The 21,086-nt window shown below is 37.2% G+C and carries 22 protein-coding genes and 1 riboswitch; of the genes, 18 read left to right on the top strand and 4 right to left on the bottom strand.

The genetic code is table 11. The annotated features are described in order from the left end of the window. Nucleotides 1-407 precede the first annotated feature (407 nt). From AC3A54_RS20660 to AC3A54_RS20710, 11 genes are all read left to right on the top strand, one after another. Nucleotides 408-638: a hypothetical protein gene (locus AC3A54_RS20660; RefSeq protein ID WP_487656007.1), complete on the top strand. Its 231-nt coding sequence runs from the start codon at nt 408-410 to the stop codon at nt 636-638. A 212-nt stretch (nt 639-850) separates the two neighbouring features. Then, the gene (locus AC3A54_RS20665; protein ID WP_487656008.1) at nt 851-1,375 is read left to right on the top strand and encodes a PadR family transcriptional regulator; all 525 of its coding nucleotides are present in this window, start codon (nt 851-853) and stop codon (nt 1,373-1,375) included. Between the two features lie 4 nt (nt 1,376-1,379). After that, entirely contained in the window at nt 1,380-3,110 is a 1,731-nt protein-coding gene (locus AC3A54_RS20670; protein ID WP_487656009.1) for a DHA2 family efflux MFS transporter permease subunit, read from the top strand. A gap of 152 nt (nt 3,111-3,262) precedes the next feature. Beyond that, nucleotides 3,263-3,348, top strand: a riboswitch (cyclic di-GMP riboswitch). Nucleotides 3,349-3,414: 66 nt separating this feature from the next. Next, nucleotides 3,415-4,107: a zinc ribbon domain-containing protein gene (locus AC3A54_RS20675; protein ID WP_487656010.1), complete on the top strand. Its 693-nt coding sequence runs from the start codon at nt 3,415-3,417 to the stop codon at nt 4,105-4,107. Between the two features lie 17 nt (nt 4,108-4,124). Next, nucleotides 4,125-5,057, top strand: a complete 933-nt coding sequence (locus AC3A54_RS20680) for an HD-GYP domain-containing protein (protein WP_487656011.1) — start codon at nt 4,125-4,127, stop codon at nt 5,055-5,057. Between the two features lie 39 nt (nt 5,058-5,096). Then, nucleotides 5,097-5,435 (top strand): YrdB family protein, encoded by a 339-nt coding sequence (locus AC3A54_RS20685; protein WP_487656012.1) that lies wholly within the window; start codon nt 5,097-5,099, stop codon nt 5,433-5,435. A gap of 183 nt (nt 5,436-5,618) precedes the next feature. Continuing rightward, on the top strand, nt 5,619-6,608 hold the full coding sequence (locus tag AC3A54_RS20690; protein WP_487656013.1) for an SIS domain-containing protein: 990 nt from the start codon (nt 5,619-5,621) through the stop codon (nt 6,606-6,608). Between the two features lie 69 nt (nt 6,609-6,677). Further along, nucleotides 6,678-7,970, top strand: a complete 1,293-nt coding sequence (locus AC3A54_RS20695) for an ABC transporter substrate-binding protein (RefSeq protein ID WP_487656014.1) — start codon at nt 6,678-6,680, stop codon at nt 7,968-7,970. A gap of 73 nt (nt 7,971-8,043) precedes the next feature. Further along, complete coding sequence (locus AC3A54_RS20700) at nt 8,044-8,925, top strand: carbohydrate ABC transporter permease (RefSeq protein WP_487656015.1); 882 nt, start codon at nt 8,044-8,046, stop codon at nt 8,923-8,925. A 19-nt stretch (nt 8,926-8,944) separates the two neighbouring features. Next, entirely contained in the window at nt 8,945-9,811 is an 867-nt protein-coding gene (locus AC3A54_RS20705; RefSeq protein WP_335546726.1) for a carbohydrate ABC transporter permease, read from the top strand. A gap of 13 nt (nt 9,812-9,824) precedes the next feature. Next, the gene (locus AC3A54_RS20710) at nt 9,825-10,649 is read left to right on the top strand and encodes a PfkB family carbohydrate kinase (RefSeq protein ID WP_487656016.1); all 825 of its coding nucleotides are present in this window, start codon (nt 9,825-9,827) and stop codon (nt 10,647-10,649) included. A gap of 238 nt (nt 10,650-10,887) precedes the next feature. Here the strand turns inward: AC3A54_RS20710 and AC3A54_RS20715 are convergent, their stop codons facing one another. Continuing rightward, nucleotides 10,888-11,616, bottom strand: coding sequence for a GntR family transcriptional regulator (locus tag AC3A54_RS20715; protein WP_335546700.1), 729 nt, complete (start codon nt 11,614-11,616; stop codon nt 10,888-10,890). A 219-nt stretch (nt 11,617-11,835) separates the two neighbouring features. Between AC3A54_RS20715 and AC3A54_RS20720 the strand changes: the two genes are divergently transcribed. From AC3A54_RS20720 to AC3A54_RS20745, 6 genes are all read left to right on the top strand, one after another. After that, on the top strand, nt 11,836-12,597 hold the full coding sequence (locus AC3A54_RS20720; RefSeq protein ID WP_335546702.1) for a threonine/serine exporter family protein: 762 nt from the start codon (nt 11,836-11,838) through the stop codon (nt 12,595-12,597). A 17-nt stretch (nt 12,598-12,614) separates the two neighbouring features. Continuing rightward, the gene (locus AC3A54_RS20725; protein WP_308084248.1) at nt 12,615-13,055 is read left to right on the top strand and encodes a threonine/serine exporter family protein; all 441 of its coding nucleotides are present in this window, start codon (nt 12,615-12,617) and stop codon (nt 13,053-13,055) included. A gap of 193 nt (nt 13,056-13,248) precedes the next feature. Next, nucleotides 13,249-14,073 carry a C39 family peptidase gene (locus AC3A54_RS20730; RefSeq protein ID WP_487656017.1) on the top strand — a complete coding sequence of 275 codons (825 nt, stop codon included), beginning with the start codon at nt 13,249-13,251 and terminating at the stop codon, nt 14,071-14,073. 320 nt (nt 14,074-14,393) lie between these two features. Further along, nucleotides 14,394-15,419, top strand: coding sequence for an HD-GYP domain-containing protein (locus AC3A54_RS20735; protein ID WP_487656018.1), 1,026 nt, complete (start codon nt 14,394-14,396; stop codon nt 15,417-15,419). A gap of 575 nt (nt 15,420-15,994) precedes the next feature. Continuing rightward, nucleotides 15,995-17,503, top strand: a complete 1,509-nt coding sequence (locus AC3A54_RS20740) for an amidase family protein (RefSeq protein ID WP_487656019.1) — start codon at nt 15,995-15,997, stop codon at nt 17,501-17,503. A gap of 9 nt (nt 17,504-17,512) precedes the next feature. Further along, nucleotides 17,513-18,541 (top strand): ion channel, encoded by a 1,029-nt coding sequence (locus AC3A54_RS20745; RefSeq protein WP_487656020.1) that lies wholly within the window; start codon nt 17,513-17,515, stop codon nt 18,539-18,541. 25 nt (nt 18,542-18,566) lie between these two features. Here the strand turns inward: AC3A54_RS20745 and AC3A54_RS20750 are convergent, their stop codons facing one another. The 3 genes from AC3A54_RS20750 to AC3A54_RS20760 are packed head-to-tail and all read right to left on the bottom strand — an operon-like array spanning nt 18,567 to nt 20,500. Then, on the bottom strand, nt 18,567-18,953 hold the full coding sequence (locus tag AC3A54_RS20750; protein ID WP_487656021.1) for a DUF350 domain-containing protein: 387 nt from the start codon (nt 18,951-18,953) through the stop codon (nt 18,567-18,569). Between the two features lie 12 nt (nt 18,954-18,965). Continuing rightward, on the bottom strand, nt 18,966-20,186 hold the full coding sequence (locus tag AC3A54_RS20755) for a glutathionylspermidine synthase family protein (RefSeq protein ID WP_487656022.1): 1,221 nt from the start codon (nt 20,184-20,186) through the stop codon (nt 18,966-18,968). Nucleotides 20,187-20,188: 2 nt separating this feature from the next. Then, nucleotides 20,189-20,500 carry a hypothetical protein gene (locus AC3A54_RS20760; RefSeq protein WP_335546716.1) on the bottom strand — a complete coding sequence of 104 codons (312 nt, stop codon included), beginning with the start codon at nt 20,498-20,500 and terminating at the stop codon, nt 20,189-20,191. 98 nt (nt 20,501-20,598) lie between these two features. On the opposite strand from AC3A54_RS20760, the gene AC3A54_RS20765 reads away from it, so the two are divergent. After that, nucleotides 20,599-21,048 carry a hypothetical protein gene (locus tag AC3A54_RS20765; RefSeq protein ID WP_487656023.1) on the top strand — a complete coding sequence of 150 codons (450 nt, stop codon included), beginning with the start codon at nt 20,599-20,601 and terminating at the stop codon, nt 21,046-21,048. Nucleotides 21,049-21,086: the final 38 nt, after the last annotated feature.

Here is a 21,086-nt window from a genome sequence, read left to right on the forward strand (position 1 = left end):
GTAGGAGCCATCTACATCGACTTTCTCGTTTATCTTTTAGTGAAAAGTAGAAGTAGGAGCCATCTACATCGACTTTCTCGTTTATCTTTTAGTGAAAAGTAGAAGTAGGAGCCATCTACATCGACTTTCTCGTTTATCTTTTAGTGAAAAGTAGAAGTAGGAGCCATCTACATCGACTTTCTCGCTAATTTTTTAGTGAAAAGCAGACGTAGGAGCCATCTACATCGACTTTCTCGCTTATTTTTATGTGAAAAGTAGACGTAGCAACCTTCTACATTGACGTTCTCACTTATTTTTAAGTGAAAAGTAGACGTAGCTTATACTGCATCGACTTTATTGCCTTCTTCAGGAGACATCTTTTGTCTTCATTTTTTAATTTTTGGAACAATAAAGTAAGGAGGGATGTTATGGAACACTGTGACGCATTTTTACGAAGTAAGAATTGGCTGGATAATGATTTAGATTCGAGGTACATAAATGTGAATCATCCTTACGCGGTCTTAATTTCAGAGCAAGAGGGACAAATCACACTTAGAAGTAATGCTGGTTTTGATAATGGTCAGAATGGGGAGGAAATTTTCAGTTTTACCTCGTTGAGAGAGTTGCAGGAGTGGTTTGAAAACAATATTGGAGAGTGAGCTCGGGCTGAAATCGATGGTAAATTACCATCGATTTTTTATTTTTAGTCATGCATGAAGGATGGATGGATCGGATAGGGACGGTTAAGGGGCAGCAGCTTCAACTTAAGTTCCTATTTTTAATAAAATTGATAAAAATATCCAATTTTTATATTGACATTATTTATATTAACAATGATAATATAAACATAAATAATATGAGGTGATACAAAATGAACATCCAAGATGTGATCCTAGGCTTTTTATATGACGAGCCAATGAGCGGCTATGATATCAAACAAATGATGGAGAACTCCGTTTCCTACTTTTTCGATGCTTCCTTCGGGGCAATCTATCCTGCGCTAAGAAAAATGGAAAAAGAAGGCCTAGTGGAAAAACAAATTATCCAGCAGGACGGTAAACCAAACAAAAACTTATTTGTAATTACAGAAAGTGGAAAGAAACAATTTCAAACGTACCTAAACAGCCCAATCAACCCCACTGTGACAAGATCAGATATCCTGATCCGCATCTTTTTCGGGCGATTTACCACAAAAGAAAAGGTTATGGAATGGCTGTTAGAAGAAAGAGGAAAGAATCAAGCGATGTACGATAATTTAACTAGAATTGCTAATTTGTACCCAAACATGGAATCAAATAAAAGATTTACCTTAGAGTTTGGAATCCGCCAGGCAGAAATGATTTTGGGAATGGTCGACGAAGAACTAAAAAAGTTAAATGATACCAAAGGGGACTAACATAATGAAGGATACGGGTGGCATGAAGGTCGTATTGCTTATGTGTTTAGGAATGTTTGTTTGTATGCTAGATTCAACGATTATGAATATTACACTTCCTGCTATTCAGGATAGTTTGCATACCTCATTGGAAACAAGCTCATGGATGTTGAATGTCTACACTATGACCATTGCTGTTTTAGCCATACCGATGGCAAGGTTTGCTGAAATGTTTGGCAGAAATAAATTTTTTATCGTTGGATTATTTGTTTTTGGGTTAGGTTCCGCACTGTGTGGTTTAGCGACTAATGGTGACTACTTAATCGCAGCACGGCTTATTCAAAGCTTTGGGGCTGCGATCTTAATTCCTTGCAGCATGGTGATAGGTATTGCTGCGATGCCTTTGGAAAAAAGAACGCTGCCCTTAACCTTACTAGGTGCCACACAGGGGTTAGCTACGGCACTCGGTCCGACTGTTGGAGGAATTATTACTGAAAAGCTTAGCTGGCATTGGGTTTTTTATGTGAATGTTCCTATTTGTCTCCTGGCCATTGGTGGTACGTTCTTCATCCTAACAATTAAAAATGAGGGCCGTGTCAAATCAAAGATCGACTGGTTTGGATTACTCTTCTCTGTTTCATCCATTTTCCCTTTGAACCTTGTGTTGATTAAGGGAAATACATGGGGATGGGACAGCACGCAAGCACTTGGTTGCTATGTAATAACGCTCATTTCTATCGTCCTTTTCATCATTGCAGAGAAAAAGTCTAAAGCTCCAATGGTTAACTTAAATCTTTTTAAAGACCGATTGTTTACCGGCTCAGTTGTAACAGTGACAACAGGCTTTATCTTCCTTATCGGTGTAATGGTCCTACTACCTCAATTTTTAACTAACTTCCAGCATAAGACAGAACTTCAAGCCGCATTACTTGTTACTCCTGTATCTGCCGCCATCTTTGTATTTTCCCAAATTGCAGGTTTACTAACGAAGAAAATCGGATTCACGATTCCGGTCATGTTCGGTTTTGCCATGATGGGCGTCGCTTACTACTTGTTACACAACTTAAATATTCATAGTACATCAGGCCAAATTATTTTATTGTGCAGTTTGCTTGGTTTTGGCTTTAGTTTTGTTATTTCCTCAGCTACGATTGCAAGTACATCCTCTTTTGAAGGCGAAATGCTGACAGCTTCGCAAAGTGTATTTTCGATGTTAAGACAGGTTGGAGTAGTTTTAGCTGTAGCGATTTTTGTTGCAGGTCTAACCACTACTATTCATGATAAGAAACAGGATGTTGTTCATTTTGCTGCCAAAAAACTAGATAAACTTGATGTACCACAATCTGCAAAAGAGAAAATTTTTAGCGAAACAAAAAAATCAATTACTGCTGAAAAGCATAATCACAAAGCAAAACAAACTATAATCTCCAAAGCTGAACGTCAACAGTTGATCAATTCATATGTAGAAAAGGCGCTTTCCTCCATACCAGAAGAACAGAGAGAAGAAGCTAAAGAAATGGTTTATAAGCAAGTGGAAAAGCAGGTAGACGAGGAAATTAATCGTAAAGGAAAATTAGTTAAGACCTATAGGGTGCAGGTGGGTGAATATGCTCTTAAAACCATATCCTCAAGCTTTGCTGACCTATATCGAACCAGTATTCCGTTTGTTCTTTTATGCTGTTTAACAGGATTTATTTTTAAAGAAAAAAGGAGAAAAAAATCATTCTCCAGCGTTACACTCCATACGAATGAATAGTGTAGATAGTCCTATATATGCCTGCGTTGTAGATATAACGAAGGTTTTGTTTTTAATTGTCGAAATAGAGGAAATAGTATTTTTTTTCAGTAAAAAATGGTGTTTTTTGTGGTAATATATACCTCCAGCAATTATAATGGCTGTGAATACATTTTCCTAAAAGGCAACCTATTTGAAAAGATAAGGACGCAAAGCTATAGGGGCTAAAGTAATCGCACTATGCCAGCCAGCTGCAATATGATCTTCCGTCCGATTCTTTAACTCCATGATAGCCAGTAGGGAACTAAAAAATGGAGGGAAAAACATGTTGAAAAAAGTATTCGCTATTTCACTTTCTGTCCTATTAATGTCAACATTTGGGACAAGTGTATTTGCGGCAGAACCAACCAGTGCTGAGTATGACAAGGCCATTGCTTCCATCGAAAAAACTAACCAAGAGATTGAAGATAAAATTGCAAAAGCAGTTACTGATGCAGATTCGCTAGAGGCACAGTACATAAGAGATATTCAAAAGATAGAGGAAGGCGACACAGTCGTAAAATTAAAAGATCAGAGAAACAAACTGCAACAGGATTTAGAAAAAACCAATGATGCAAACAAGGTAGAAAAATTAAGTAAAGAGCTCGCAGATATTGATAGCAAATTAGAAAAAGAAACAGCTAGAATCAAAGAGAAAATAGAATCTATAAACGAAGATATAAAAAGTTTGCAGCTTTTTAGCCCGGAAAATGAAAAAGACCAAAAAATACTAAAAGATAAGCTTGATAGACTTAATAAACAGCTTGATAAAAAATTAGAAAAATATATTAATAGAACTGAAAAATTTACTAACGACCTCGATAAACTAATTACTGATTTATATAATTCAACATTGAAAATGTCTACTGATGCAATCAATAAAGCAGCTGAAAAGGGCATCCAAGCAGAAGCTACCTGGGTACTTGTGGAGTTAGGTGGAAGGTGGGTTTGGATTGATCCGATTCGTGTAGGCTGTTAAATTCCGGAGGATGTGTTATGGAAGGACTTTACCTAGGTACTAATGGTAAATATATTGAGAAAGCCAACTTAGATTCAGCCCGGTTTAGTCTGTTAGCTAAAGGAGATGGTGCAGAAATCATCTTCCAGACCATTAACAAGGGGAAAACTTTTTATCTCTATCCTAGTGATAATCCTAATACACTAGAGTTCTTCTATGTAATTGAAGGTGAATGTTTATATGAGACAAAAGATAGTAATATTCATATTAAATCAGGTGAGTACTTCTACATACAAAGGCTAAAGGAGCCTGCATACTTTTTAACAAAGACTGATATTAAATTACTTTGGTTTACCACCCAACCAGCTTTTCATTATGTTAGTAAAAGTATTGAAGAGTTGACTAAAGTAGTGAAACAAGTAGAGGAAAAAGACCAATACACTTATAGTCATAGTATTCGGGTACAAGAATATTCCTTAAGGATTGCAAAGGAACTACAGCTTTCTAAAGATGTTGTGGAGAATCTTTATTCTGCATGTGTGTTCCATGACATAGGAAAAATCCACGTCCCAGAAGAAATTCTAAATAAGCCAGGCAAACTGACACCTGAAGAATTTGATATCCTAAAGAAGCATCCAGCAGATGGCTGTGAAATGTTGAAGTCCACGTATTACTCTCATGTTGGAGAAATTATTTTACAGCATCATGAACGCTTAGATGGTTCGGGATATCCCAATGGACTAAAAGGTAACCAAATCTTACTGGAAGCACAAATCATCGGAATTACTGATACATTTGATGCTATGACATCAGATCGCATTTACAGGAAAGGGATGGACCCTTCACTTGCAATATCTGAAATAAAGAAATTATCAGGCCGTCATTACGATGCATCCCTTGTTGATGCATTTGAAAAAGTATTAATTATGGATGGGAAACTCCAAGTAAAAGACCTAAAACAAGTCCCTTAGTAACATGGGACTTTTTTTTATTTTGAAGGGAGTGGGAGGATGGAAGCTTTAAAAGCAGTAAATCTAGGCATCAGATTCATATTAGAAATAGCAGTACTTGTGATCATTGGATATTGGGGATTCCATGTAACTCATAGTACCTCATTAAAGATGGTATTAGGAATTGGAACTCCTTTTGTTGCAGCTGTTTTATGGGGCCTGTTCGGTGCACCTAAAGCCCCATACACATTAGCTGGCTTGCCATTTTTTATGTTAGAGATAGTCATATTCGGACTTCCAGTAATTATTCTATTCTATTTAGATAAACATACATTAGGCTTTATTTATGGAATCGTAGCAGCTATTAATATGGTATTAATGAAAATCTGGGATCAATAGGTTTCTAGCTACACCTGTCATTAAAGGCAGGTGTATTTTTATGTCATAAATTGTCGTTTCATTTTTCTGATAATTCAATTGACTAACTATAGGAAATGTAGTAATTTATATATAACAATATATAACGTTATATAAAGTTGTATGTTGTATATAAGTTAAACACACTATCAGGGAGGCAATATAATGACGACAGAATTAGTAGTTGACGTTAAAAATCAAGTGCAACAGGCTTTAGCAGAGGTGGAAAAAAGAAATATCTCGAACGTATTCTTTGTAGCTTGTGGTGGGTCCTCTGCTCTTATGTATCCAAGCAAATATGTAATTGATCGTGAGGCAAAAAACCTTGATGCCCATCTGTTTAGTTCAAATGAGTTTATCTATCGGAATCATGCTAAACTGGGAAGCAATTCTTTGGTTATTCTGTGCTCACATTCTGGCACAACGCCAGAGACAGTAGAAGCAGCAAAATTTGCAAGATCCAAAGGTGCATTGGCTGTTTCTTTAACAAATGTGGAAGACTCGCCATTAGCACAAGCATCAGATACAGTTTTAAAATACCAATGGGGTGATGGGGCTAATGCTTTCACAACCAACTATTCGGTATTATATCAACTAGTATTTGGTGTGTTAAAAGTGGTTGAAAATAACGAAAAAGCTAGTATAGTAGAAGAAAGTCTTGAGAATTTACAAAATGTTTACGAAAAAGCTGCTGCACTTTATCAAAAGAAGGCAGAAGATTTTGGCAAACAATATAAAGATGAAAAAATTATTTATACAATGGCGAGTGGCGCAAACTATGGTGTTGCCTACTCTTATGCGATTTGTATCCTAATGGAAATGCAATGGGTGCATTCACATTCAATTCACGCGGGTGAATATTTCCATGGACCGTTTGAAATTATTGATGAAGAAACACCATTCATAATCCTGCTTGGTTTAGATGAGACTAGACATTTAGAAGAAAGAGCACTTGCTTTCTCTGAGCGTTACGGTAAGAAATTAGTTGTCCTTGATGCGAAAGACTTTGATTTTACAGGTGTAGCTAAAGAAGTACAAGGTTACATTGCTCCATTGGTTCTAAACTATGTTTTAAGAAAATATGCAGACCAGTTGGCAGAGGCGCGTAATCATCCGTTATCAAAAAGAAGATATATGTGGACAGTTGAATACTAAAACAACCTTAAATAGCGAATATCACTGCATTAATCATAGAAACTGATTCCTTTCTGGAGGGGAACCATAATGAAGAAGTTATTAATAGTGAGTATTATTTCTATCCTTTTTCTATCCTTTTTTTCCGGTTGTTCAAAGAGTTCAAGTTCATCTAATGGAAAAGAGGTAGTAGAGCTAAAATTCTTCCATCGCTGGCCTAACCAACCTAAGAAGCAATATTTTGAAAAGGCAGTAAAAGAGTTCGAGAAAACTCATCCAAATATAAAAATTAAAACTGAAGCCGTTTTGAATGATTCTTATAAAGAAAAAATTCGTGTTGTTCTAGGTTCTAGCACCCCTCCAGATGTCTTTTTCTCATGGAGCGGAGAATTCGCATATAACTTCGTACGCCAAGGACAAACACTAGATTTATCTAAGTATGTGGAAGAGGATAAAGCATGGTCTGACCAAATTATCGCCTCTCAATATAATGCCTTTACCTTAGATAATAAAATTTATGGGATTCCCTGGTCTACAGATGGTAAAGCGTTCTTTTACAATAAGAAAATATTCAAGGATTTAAATATTGAAGTTCCTACAACATGGTCCGAGCTAATTAATGTCTCTAAAAAGATTAAAGCCGCAGGCCTTACTCCAATTACTTTTGGAAGTAAAGCTCCATGGACCATTTCCCATTATATTGGAACATTAAATCAGTTGATGGTACCGCAGGATGTTATTAATAAAGATTATGATTCTAATAATCCTGAAGGTGATTTCTCACATCCAGGCTATGTAAAGGCACTGGAGAAATTTATGGAACTTGAGCCATACTTTAATAAAGGAGTTAACTCTGTAGACCATGAATATTCACGTGAGCTATTTAATAGTGGAAAAGCAGCAATCGGCTTCTTCCAATTAGCAGAAATAGGACTTATTGAACCGTCATTAAAAGAAAATTTGGGTGTCTTTAATGTACCTGGGGTCGAAGGTGGAGAAGGAAATGCAAATTCTATCACTGCTGCTCCAGAAGGGATCATGATATCTTCTAAAACAAAACATCCAAAAGAAGCTATGGAATTTGTTAAATTCTTAACTTCAAAGGAAAAAGGGATAGAACAATTAAAAGAAGTAAGTGAATACAGTGCGGTTAAAGGTACAACAACAGAAGCGAATGCATCTAAGCTTCAACAGGATGCCATTAATCTGATTGTTAATGCCGAGCAAACTTACTTATGGTTTGATACAGCTGTAGATATTAAAATTGTGGATGCGTATTTAAACGGGGCACAGCAAATGTTGGATGGTAAGAAAAGTCCAGAAGAAGTAATGAAAGATGTAAGAGAAGCAGCAAAAGAAGTGAAGGCGTCCGCGAAAAAATAGGAAAACGGAAAGGTGGTTGCAACTTGGCCACCTTTTTTCCAAAGTTACGCCTTTTAAAAAAAGGGGAGTTATTATGCAAAATACAAACAAGTGGTTACCATACCTATATATTGCACCTTGCTTAATCTTTTTGGCCCTTTTTGTTTATTATCCGATTGTTGAAAACTTATTTTATAGTTTCTATGAATTTTCTGCCTTTTCAGCCGAAAAGACATTTGTTGGCTTCGAAAATTTCTTTAATCTTTTCAAAGATGAAGTTTTTTATATAGCACTAAAAAATAACCTTTGGTATGCAGTGATCTCTATTATCTTTCAAGTGTTTGGAGGGCTAATTTTAGCAGCAATACTAGAAGATACGATAACAAGATTCATCAGTGGCCTATTCAGAACGGTATTTTTCCTTCCAGTTGTCATTTCAATGACTGTCATCGCTTTGCTTTTTACCTTTGTTTATAATCCAGATATCGGGATATTAAATGGTTTATTAAAAATGTTAGGTCTTGAGGATTTAACCAGAGCCTGGCTAGGAGAATCTGAAACTGCCATTTTCGCTGTTATTGCTGTTTCGCAGTGGCAAAGTATTGGATATATTATGATGCTTTTTATTGTAGCAATTCAAAATATCCCTCAAGAATTGTACGAGGCTGCAGAAATCGATGGAGCAGGTAAAATCCGTAAATTCTTTTCAATTACGGTACCACAAGTAAAGGAAATGTTCTTTGTTACCACACTAATTACCTTAACTGGTGCCTTCACTGTATTTAATGAGCCGTATATTCTGACTGGTGGTGGACCTGGTAATGCTAGTGAAGTTTTAGGTACATTGCTTTATCACTCCGCTTTTGGGAAAGACCAAATGGGGTACGCCTCTGCAGTGGCAACGGTGATTTTATTAATTACCTTAATTGTTTCCTTAGTACAATTGAAATTATTTAAAACAGGAAAGGATGTTTAGAGTGGAGACTAGTAAAGTAATGGGCTACCAACCTTCGATTTCATATAAATCGAAATTTAGGAAACAAAAAAGCGTAATTAGAAGTCTACCAATCTTTACAATCCTTATTTTGTATTTTGTGATTATAGCCTATCCTCTTTTTTGGATGGTAATCAACTCCTTTAAGTCCACTCCAGAAATATTCTCAAGCAGCTGGGCATTGCCAAAGGAATGGTTGTTCTCCAATTATACTGAGGCATGGGACACTGGTATTTCTGGTTATTTTCTTAATAGTTTAATTGTAACTGCTACTACCTGCTTTATCACAGTATTAGTTAGTGCACTTGGTGCATTCAGTTTAGCTAGATTTGAATTTAAAGGAAAGAATCTGTTACTGGTTTTTTGTATGGGCGGAATGATGCTCTCTCCACAAGTTAGTTTAGTCCCGCTATATAAGCTCATTCAATTATTAGGTATTCATGATACGTATTTTGCCATGATTTTTCCTTATGTTGCCTATCGAATTCCAATCACGATCCTACTAATAAGGGCTGCTTTTCTTGAAGTACCAAAGGAATTGGAAGAATCCGCTTTTCTAGATGGCTGCAGTACGTGGACTATATTTTTAAAAATTCTCGTTCCTTTAAATAAACCAATCTTACTAACAGCGGTAGTATTAACTGCATATTATACTTGGAATGAGTTTATGTTCGCGTTAATCTTTGTTGATTCAGATGCATTAAAAACAATACCGGCTGGTTTAATGCAGTTTAGAGATGCCCTTCAAACAAATTGGGGAGTTCTTATGGCAGGTTTAATGATTTCAGCCCTACCGATTATACTCTTATTTATTTTCATGCAAAAGTATTTTATTAGGGGTTTATCATCCGGAAGTGTTAAAGGATAAAAAGGAGTGAGAAATGATGAAAATTATTGGAATAGGTGATAGTGTTGTTGATGTTTATCAGGATCGAAATGAAATGTTTCCTGGAGGAAACGCCTTAAATGTAGCAGTATTAGCCAAACAAAGTGGGGCGGAGTCTGCGGCATTTATAGGCATCGTTGGAAATGATATGGAAGGAGAGCATATCCTTGATTCATTAAATAAGAATGGGGTGGATAGCAGCCTGGTTAGAAAAGCGATAGGTGAAAGTGGAAAAGCCTACGTGGATCTGAACGTGGACGGAGACAGAATCTTTATTAAATCGAATAAAGGTGGGGTTCAATCTAAGCTTAAGCTTAATTTGACAATGGATGACTATGAATATATTAAGGCGTTTGATGTCTTACATACAAGTATCTATAGTCATTTAGATGATGAATTGTCCATTCTTAAACAGTACCTGCCGGTTTCTTATGACTTTTCCAACCATTTTACAAATGAATTATTAGAAACAGCTTGTCCACATATTCAGTTTGCGTTTATTTCGGGAAGTGACCTAACTGAGTTTGAACTAGAGGAGTTATTTCTTAGAATACATGAATTGGGAACTCCGTTTATTATTATTACTAGAGGTTCAAAGGGTGTTGTTATGTCACATGATAATAAACGATACAGCCAGGGAATCGAAGAAGCAAATGTGATTGATACCTTAGGTGCTGGAGATTCGTTTATTGCTGGATTCTTAACCAATCATTTTAATGGATGTTCCATTGAAGAGTCGTTAAAAGCAGCTGCGCAGATTGCTGCTAGGACTTGTGAAGTAAATGGAGCATTCGGATTTGGAAAGCAATTAACTTGGTAATACAAAAAGGAATGAAAGGTTGTAGATGAACCTTTCATTCCTTTTTATTTAGGCTATATTAAACTTGACTATTGATTTCCGCTCCAGGCACAAGCGGTTCGTGGGCGTTTCGGCGAGCCTCCTCGGCGCTTGCGCCTGCGGGGTCTCCCCTGACCCGTCCTCCCACAGGAGTCTTCGTGACTTCCGCTCCAATCAACAGGGTATAAAAATCAACACTGTTCTTTAACACAGCCTTTATTTAAGTTGTTATGGTCAGTGCAATTAACTGCGTTCTCGTTTTAAAGTTTGAGATATGAATAGGAACTCCCTTTTCATCATAAACCGTTTTATCGATATTAAATAAGGTTTCACCGACTTCACAATCCAAATATTCAGCTTCCATAGAAGAAGCAGTGATTACTGTAATGATTTTTTTGCTTGAACCAGATTGAATATTGATATGGTAAACGTTTTTTAATACATCATAGGTTGACTCGTGCTCTGCGAAGTGTGAAAACAAATTGGGAAAACGCTCGAGCGAATAATGAGCTATATCCAATGTAAAAGGTTGCTGATCGATTGACATTATTCGCACCAGCCTTAAAACTGGGGAATCAACAGCAATTTTAAGTGCTTCTGCAATTTCTGGAGTAGCTTTAATTTCTTCACAAGCAAGAACTCTCTTTGATGGATTTTTTCCCAGTTGTTTACTAAAATCAGTAAAACCATCAATGGAAACCATTTCTCGAGCAATCTTGGTTCTAGTAACAAATGTTCCTTTGCCTTGCTTTCTTTCTAAAAAACCCTCATCAGATAAATCCTGAATGGCTCTTCTCACCGTAATTCGGCTAACACCATATGATTCACATAGCTCTGTTTCATTTGGTAAACGATCTCCGGACTTATAAATACCTTGGTCAATCGACTCTTTAAGAATTTGTTTTAACTGGTCATATAGTGGTGTGGAACTAGAATTATTTAGTTTCATTTATAAAAACCCCTTCGATCCATCGAGTCATTATATAATATTATATAACAAATTAGCTTTAAGTGTATAGAAAAAAGGATAACTAGTATCAATTTTATAAAAAATGGGTATTTTGGTTAAATCAACCTAAAAATTCAATAGTACTTAATTCATCTTTGAATAATATATTATTTTGATTTAAACTAAGTAACAAATGTAAAGATAATGTGGTGAGTATTAATGGAGAACCAAGTGGAAGGAACCTATGATATTATGGAGGTCTGCTTACTTGCTGGGAAAATCATGCTCCAAAGCGGTGGAGAGACGTATCGAGTGGAAGATACTATGATGCGTATAGCTGCAGCCTTTGGAATTCAAACGACACATAGCTATGTGACCCCAACTGGAATCATATTTTCAGCTGAAGGTACAGAACCAACTAAAACGAAGCTCATTCGAATTTCAGAGCGGTCCACTGATTTAAAAAAGGTGGCCATGGTAAATAGCATTTCTAGAAGTATCAGCAGTGGTGAAATGAATATAAATGAAGCATTAAAGCAATTAAAAGAAATTGACTCCTTAGATGTGACTTTTCCCTTTAAGTATCAGGTGGCAGCTGCTTCATTAGCTAGCGGTTGCTTTATGATTATGTTTAATGGCGGGTGGAATGATTTTCTTCCATCAATGCTCTCAGGAGGCTTGGGCTATCTAAGTTTTGTATACTTTCATCGTTTTGTTCCAATTAAGTTTTTCTCGGAATTTTTAGCCTCGTTTGTCATTGGCTTACTATCTGTATTATTTGTCAAACTGGGTTTAGGAGATCAATTAGATAAAATTATTATTGGCTCTGTTATGACGTTGGTGCCGGGGCTATTAGTAACCAATGCAATTAGAGATTTAATGGCAGGGCATTTAGTATCTGGTTTATCCAAAGGGGCAGAAGCATTTCTAACAGCATTTGCCATTGGAGCAGGCATTGCCGTTGTGTTATCGTTTTTATAAAGGTGGCTTGAATGAACTTGGAAATTCTAGGGCAATTAATAACAAGTTTTTTAGCAACAGGAGCCTTTGGCATCCTTTTTAATGCACCAAAAGAGACTTTGGTTAAATGTGGGTTGATTGGAATGGGTGGCTGGTTAATTTACTATCTTCTCGAGAGATATTCTAATGATGCCATTTTTGCTACATTAGCTGCCACGATTTTTATTGCGGTTCTGAGTCAGGAATTAGCTAAGTTTTACAAAACTCCAGTCATTATCTTTAGTGTGGCAGGGTTAATCCCTTTAGTACCAGGGGGTCTAGCCTATGATGCTATGCGGAACTTTGTGGAGAATAATTACAATGCAGCATTAGGCTCTGCAGCAAAAGTATTGATGCTGGCAGGAGCTATTGCCTTCGGCTTAGTTTTTTCAGAGGTAATTAATCAAGTCATTCGAAAAATTAATCAAAGCAGGATATGAATATTCTTATTTTCCCCCTTAGTTTAAAAAACTGAGGGGATTTTCTTAAGGATAAATTAAGGTATAATAATTATGATAATTTGGAAAAGTTTTTCCTTTATCCATTTAGTAATGTTTGGTATTGTTATATAGTAGTATTTTACTAGTTTGCTTGTTGCTACAAAGACTATCATAAGGAATGGTATATTCGTCTATGAAAAAATTGTTATTCGTTATTATTATACTAATCATATCTTTTATAGGAGCAAATACAATTTTTGCAGGTAAATTTAACTGGCAGGATGTCGTTCAATTGAAAAAAGTGGTGCAAACAAAGTCTACAGATGTTGAACCAGAAAAGGAGACTGAGCCACTAACAGCAAATAAAGAAGTTCTACAAGAAGAAGCAGAGCCAGTAAACGAAGTGAAATTAACCAATACAGAGCCAAGTATTCCGGATAATATCATGCTGGATGTACCATTGCTTAATCAAATGGACGCACCCAAGCTTTATAATGGCTGTGAGGTTACAAGTTTAGCGATGATTCTAAACTATCATGGGGTTAAAGTGACAAAAAACGATTTAGCTGAAAATATTAAAACAGTTCCGTTAACCTATAATAATGGGAAAAAGGGAAATCCAAATGCTGGCTTCGTGGGAAATATGGCAAAGGGTCCTGGACTGGGTGTGTACAACGGGCCCATATTAGAATTGGCTCAGAAATATGTGGGTGATCGTGCAGTGAACTTAACCAATCACCCATTCGAGGATATATTAAAAAAGGTCGGCCAAGGGCTACCCGTATGGATTATTACTACTTCAACCTTTGCGCCAGTCTCTGTTTTTCAAACGTGGGATACGCCACAGGGAAAAATTGAAATTACGTTTAGTGAACATAGTGTTGCCATCACAGGCTATGATGAAACTCATATTTACGTAAATGACCCTTATGGAGTCAAAAATAGAAAATTGAACCGTGAAAGCTTCATTAAAGCTTGGGAGCAAATGGGCAAGCAAGCGATTGTTATAGAGAAATAAGTAATCTTAAGATCTGTTTATATATTTTTTTAAAAAAATTCTCCTGCCACAGTACTTATGCTGTGGTTTTTTTGTTTTTTATAGAGGAGAATCATCTATTGTATTAGACTTTTAGAAAAATCAAATTTTTTCTTTACCAAATCAAAAAATCCAATTATAGTAAAATTAAGATACAATAAAATTACAATAGTAAAAATTAACCTTTTGGTCGACAATTTGTGATTCTAAGTAACACTTTTTTCATTATTCGATTTACTTTTGAGATGTCCTTATAGAAGGAACCGTAATAGTACCTGTTATAAAAAAGGGGAGCTTATAACATGGAGTTTAAAAAGGGTATGGTATTAAAAGAGGATATTTATTCCTTAACAGGTGTATTGCTTTTAAAGAAGGGAACAATACTCAGAGATGACCATATGAATTATTTGAGTCGACACAAGATACAAATAAAGGAGCACGACCAACCAAAGGATTTAATAGGAAAAAAAATTGGAGAACTAAATGAAGTAGTTTATAGAAGTGTTTATTCTTCCGTCCAAGAATTACAAAAAAGTATTAGTGGAAAATCAAAACTCGATGACAATGAGATTCAGGAAATGGTTGATACATTTCAAGAATTACATGAGGAGTTTGCCATAAAGGACATTGGGGTTTTAGAGTTAATGGAAAGATTCTCTGAGGATGAGTATTTATTTAAGCATTCCATTAATGTTGGTTTAATAGCTAGTAAAATAGGAAGAATACTTAAACTATCGGAAAAACATCAACATTTTTTAGCTAGTATGGGCCTATTTCATGATGTCGGGAAATTTAAAATTGACCCAATGATTTTAAATAAGCCCTCTAGGTTAACAGATGAAGAATTCAATTTGGTCAAACAACATCCAAAGCTCGGATACGATTTACTGTCGAAAACTTCTTTACATCCGCTCATCTTAGAAGGAGTTTTAAAGCACCATGAACGATTAAATGGTACTGGATATCCCAATCGTTTAAATGGTGATAGTATCCCTTTCTTTATCCGGATACTCTCCGTAGCAGATACCTTTGATGCTATTTGTTCAAATCGGGTATATAGGAGTTCTATGTCGATCTTTTACGCAGTAGATGAATTGATTAAGGAAGTTAAACAGGATCGTCTTGATGAAGCGATTGTTTTACCATTTACTAATTCTTTAATGGAATTGGTCAAAGGAAAGAAAATTACCCTTAGAAATGGAAAAATTGGTGAGATACTGCATATAGACTTTCGATATCCAAACCAGCCAATATTGAAAATCGACGGTTTCATGCCTTTAAACCTTCAAAAAGAAAACTTAACATTGAACCAAGTTGCCAATATGTAAAAATGGTCAGAATTGGACGAAGGCAGAGGAAATGAATTTCCTCTGCCTTCTTAGCTTTGATTCAAATTAGAATCCATATTGTAACTTGTGAATGCTAGTCTTATTAAAGACAGTAACTAACTGTCTAGCTAATCGCGCTCTCAGGCGCCACGCTTTTCTGTTCGCAAGTAAAAACTTATATATAATCATTGTTTGTTATAAACAAATTTGCCGCGGTTATTCTTCCACCTGATGGTTTTGTACCTAAACGACGTAAGCCCTACCTCTCTTACATCCTAACGGCTCCGAAGCCGATCCAGTGTGAATAAGTTTTTATATTAAAACATAAGCAGAATGCCAGAAATAAATTCTTACATTGCGTAATCTTATAATTCCAAGTTACCTATGTGCGAAGCACAATTACTAATATTACAGGAATTAATAGCGTTTGTCAACACCTATACTAAAGTGGTTTTTCTTAACCGTACAAATAAGGAATCTTTTTATTAGAAAACGATTAGTAATAATTGATAAAGGAATATAGCAACTATTAATAGAAGTAATAGTAAAAAAACCAATGAATGGGGATGAGTTGGATGGAGGGTTTTGATTATAAAAGTTATGACGGGTTAGGAATAGCTGACTTGATTAAAAAGAAGGAAATTCAACCAAAAGAAGTGCTGACTGAAGCTATTCATACGATAGAAAAACATAATCCCCAATTAAATGCCGTTATTAATAGGTTTTATGAAAAGGCTGAAAAAGAAGCCGAGAACGTGGATATAAACGGTACATTTGCGGGAGTACCGATGCTTCTTAAAGATATTGCTCAAGAAGTACAGGGTGAAAAAATAACCTCAGGTTCAAGGGCTTTGCAAACCTATCGAGCTAAAGTAGATTCAGAATATGTTAAACAACTAAGAAAAACAGGTGCGTTGTTTGTGGGGCAAACCAATGTACCAGAATTTGCTTTGATGGGGATTACTGAGCCCGAGTATTACGGCCCCACTCGGAATCCGTGGAATTTAAATCATACACCGGGTGGCTCTAGTGGAGGTTCGGCAGCAGCAGTGGCAAGTGGAATGGTCCCCATTGCAGGGGCCAATGATGGTGGAGGATCCATTCGTATACCAGGAGCCTATTGCGGTTTATTTGGAATAAAGCCCACACGGGGGAGAACCCCTGTTGGTCCTAATTTTGCAAGGCATTGGCAAGGAGCATCAGTGGACCATATTCTCTCAAGAACGGTGAGGGATAGCGCGGCAATCCTTGATGAGATTCGGACCCATGAGAAATATGCTGCTTTTTACGCTCCCCCATTTGAAGGTAACTATCTGCAACTGGTACAAGAAGCACCAAGTAGAAAATGGACCATCGCCTTTTCTGTAAAATCCCCGCTCGGTAATGTGATTGACAAAAATTGTAAAGAAGCAGTGCTGAAAACAGCAAAGCTTTTAGAGTCGATGGGACATCAGGTGATCGAAGTCGATGTACCTGTTGATGGTAGAAAAATAGCAAAGAGCTATTTGACCATGTATTTTGGAGAAGTGGCTGCGGGCCTAGCAACACTTGAAGATGTACTTGGCAGGAAAGCTAAAATGGCGGATGTAGAATCGACAACATGGATGCTTGGATTAGTGGGAAAAGCGACATCAGCGGAGGAATTTGTTTTAAGTATTAGAGAATGGGATAAGGCTGCTATCCAAATGGAATTTTTTCATGAGACATATGATTTGCTACTCACACCGACAACGGCTTCGCCTCCTGCAAAGATTGGTGAACTAGAACCAAGTAAATCGGAAAAGACGGCACTTCAGTTTGCAGGGAAGCTTTCCTTAGGAAGGTTGATGAAAAAAGCAGGCATCATTGAACAAGTGGCAGAAAAAAATTTAGAAAGAACACCTTTTACACAACTTGCTAATTTAACTGGTCAGCCTGCTATGACCGTGCCTATTCATCTGACATCTGATGGACTACCGGTTGGGGTACAATTCATGGCCGCAAAAGGTAGAGAGGATCTTCTTTTTTCACTGGCAGGTCAGTTGGAACATACGGATGATTGGGTGCCTGTGCAAAGCAATCCATTTTATATGAAAAAAGAGTAGGGGATCACTATGCTATTTTTTAGAAAGCTGTTTATAACTGCGACCAAGTATCGGTACCGAACTCTAATTCTCGTTACTACTTTTTATATTTTGATAAATGCAGCGGTTATGAGAATGCTCGAACCCAAAACATTTGAAAACACCTTCCATGCAGTTTGGTGGATTTTGACGACAATGACGACTGTTGGCTACGGAGATGTTTATCCAACGACACAGCTCGGAAGAATATGGGCGATGGTGATCGTATATACAGCAGGAATCGGACTTTTCGGTGTATTGATTGGAGTGATTGTTGATGCTGTTTCCCAGTACAAACGAATGAAGGAGGAAGGAAGAATGACATTTAGAGGAACGAACCATTATGTCATTATTGGCTGGACGGCTAAGAGTAAAAATACCATTAATGAACTTTTTCTCGGCGATTCCAAAACGGAAATCGTTCTCATTGATGAATTAGAAAAAACACCGTATGAACATGAGCGGTTTCTTTATATCCAGGGAAGTCCAACCGATGAAGAAACGCTAAGAAGAGCAGGGATTGAGAAATCGAAAGCGGTATTATTGTTTGCAACTGATGGGATTGATAACCCAGACCTAGCAGATGGAAAAACTCTTTTAGTGGCTTCTTCTATTGAGCGTTATGACGAAGGAACAGAAAGTAATATCTATACGATTGCTGAAATATTAAACGAAAAGCATGTGGGTAATTTTAAACATGTGAAAATCGATGAGTTCATTCTTTCTCATGAATCTGTATCTAATCTTATGGCAAAATCAGCACAAACTAAAGGCGCAAGCCACCTCTTCACCCAACTTTTAAGTCGCAAGGACGGGGACGGGGGAAGTGATTTATGGGAAGTAAAAGTAAGGCCGGAATGGTCAACCTACGGAATGGCGTATGATTTTCTAAAAGAAAAAGGGGCACAATTGATAGCCGATCGTGATGATTTACAAATACTCAAAAAGTGGAATGAACCGATTCCTAGGGATGCAAGGTTATTTGTAATCTGTGATAAGGAAACCTATCAAAAATTATAAAAAAACGCATCCACGGATGCGTTTTTTAATAAGTCAAACATCCTGCGATAACCACGCCGATGGAGACTGACAAAAACATTAGAAACAAGCCAACTGCCTGGTTATCTTCTTCGATGCTTTGCATAACGTTGAAGCGTGGCGTGAGCCATTCTGCCAAGTAAAAAACAATAATCTGGGCAACAATTCCAATCGCTCCCCATATGGCCATATCCCATAAAGAGATAGAATTAGCAGCAGTGGAATACAAAACAATGGCTAAACCCAGTAGTCTGCCTCCAAGGACATAACTCGCTGCTTTATTTCCTTTTGCCATCAAGGAAAATTCCTTTACTTTTGTTGTTACTTCCATCAGCACAAGTCCTACTAATAAGAGACCAAGTGAAACTACTAAGTATAATAAAAAATTCTCCATACTCATTCCCCTTTACTTTTTGATTCCAACTGGCAAGAAATACGACTCGTTCCCTGTGATTTTCCCTCCAGCACGGACCCCTATGCTGCTTGCTTTTCCAGCAATAAGGAATGCGCCAAAAACGTAAGATAATTCTTCCACTCCCTTTTCCGTTTCCAATGAAACAGTGGGAAGTGGCACATACGCTTGGTAGACTGGCAGTTCTTCCTTATACGTTTGATAGTCATTCTGGATTGTCACCTGGGATTGTTCATCCCAAATCGTAACGGTGTCTCCTTCTCTGCCAAGGGATGGTTTTTTTACAAAGGAACTTCTTCCCTCAAAAAAGTCTGATTCAAGATACGTTGGGAGCATATATTCCTTAATCCACTGCTGCTCCTCGTCTGTATAAAAGGCACCGTTCTCAGCTAATCCCCAAATCAAACTCTGAATAGATTTGGGTTGCAGAAGGAAGGATGAAACAGGATTCAGAATAGAAAGCTTTCCATCTTTCACGAGCTGCAGTAATTCGATACCAATTAAATCTCCAGTTTCAGGATCCCGGTCCTCCATTAGGTGTTCAAGCGGGTAGGTTTGTCGGTATAAAATATCAATAGGCAAACCGTTGGGGTCAAGTAAAGCATCTTCAGTAATTTGAAGAGCGGACAAGGGAACCATCTTACTTTTAACCTGACAGAGTGAGCTTAAATAGCTTGTGGTCTGCCAATCCTCTATGTGGTCAACATGAGCGGTAAACACAATATTAGGTGAACTTTTTCCCTGTGACGCTTCCATTACGGCTTTGGTAATACCGGATGACAGGAGGCGCTCTTCCTTTTCATTTGGATTAATAAGGCCGAATTCACTGCATGCCTTTCCGTTTACATGAAAACATTCAACAATAAAGGTGGGTGTATCGCTGTTAAATTCAAGCAATTTGATCCCATCATTCGTAAGGGCAAAGTCAAAGCGGGAAATCACCGATTCTGGAAAAAGATTTTTTAATCTAAGAAACGGAAGACTTGATTTAGGGTAACCCAGTTGAAGTAGTTGCTCGTCTGAAAGGCTCCGAAGCAGGCGTGCAGTTTTGAAAAATACGGCCCCCATACGTTCAGTTGCCTCCTTTAAGAGACAGGCAGTTTGTTCACTAATGGGTAATACATGATAAAGGCTGTATTCGCTTCCATATAGATTGGACCAGAAGGATGGAATTTGTGAATAAAAGGCTTTCCGTCTTTCTGCATAAGATGCCATGGTTATCCTCCAAACCCACCCTTGGAGCCACTGCCAAATCCACCTTTAAAGCTCGAAGAGGATCGATAGGATTTATAGGATGATGATTTTAAGAGAGAAGATTTATTGCTAAAAAAACCTCCTCCGTAATAGTAATGATGATAATGACTAGAGTGGGTATCATCACATTGCCAAACCCCTTGGTCATCATCCCATTCCCAATCTTGACAGCTGGAATCATCCGGCTGTGGTGGAAGATCGTCTGAACAACCTGAAAGTGTTCCGGCAATAAGTGAGGAGAGAACTCCAGTTACCAACCATTGGGTTTTCTTCACCTTCTCACGCTCCTTTATTTGTATATAATATTATTATAGAAGGTAATGTCAGGAAAACAATGCAAAAATTTGAAAGTGAAAGAAAGAGGGCTGGAGAGATGAGATTAGAGTATCGACTTGACGACAATTATAAAGAATACCCTGCATTATGGAATTATCTACATTTGTCGACGGCTGAAACCGTAGCAAGAATGACCTGCGAATTTTTTGTTAAGGAAGGAGAAACCTATTCCGTTACGGCAACTGCTATGGATCCAGACGGTACACTAGCGTTATATGTTCAAAAAGAACAGTTTCCAAAGGACACTACTGAGCCCGTATATTCTCACATAGGCCTAGAAATTAGAGAAATCACATTAGTGGGTTCAACCTTAGTTGAAAAAAGAGACATTTGGGAGCATGAAGAGGTTTTGCCGATCCTTCATTCTGATTCCATTTATATTCAAAGGAATGGTAAATTTATGGAGTTTGCGCTGGATTCAAGAGAGATAGATGAAGATCGTAAATGCTATGTGTATTACGGCAAATTTACGGGGGAAAGCAGATAATGTTTATAGTAAAACTTTCATAGAAAAAAAGGAGATTG

The organism is Neobacillus sp. Soil_C_43 (assembly GCF_057656715.1).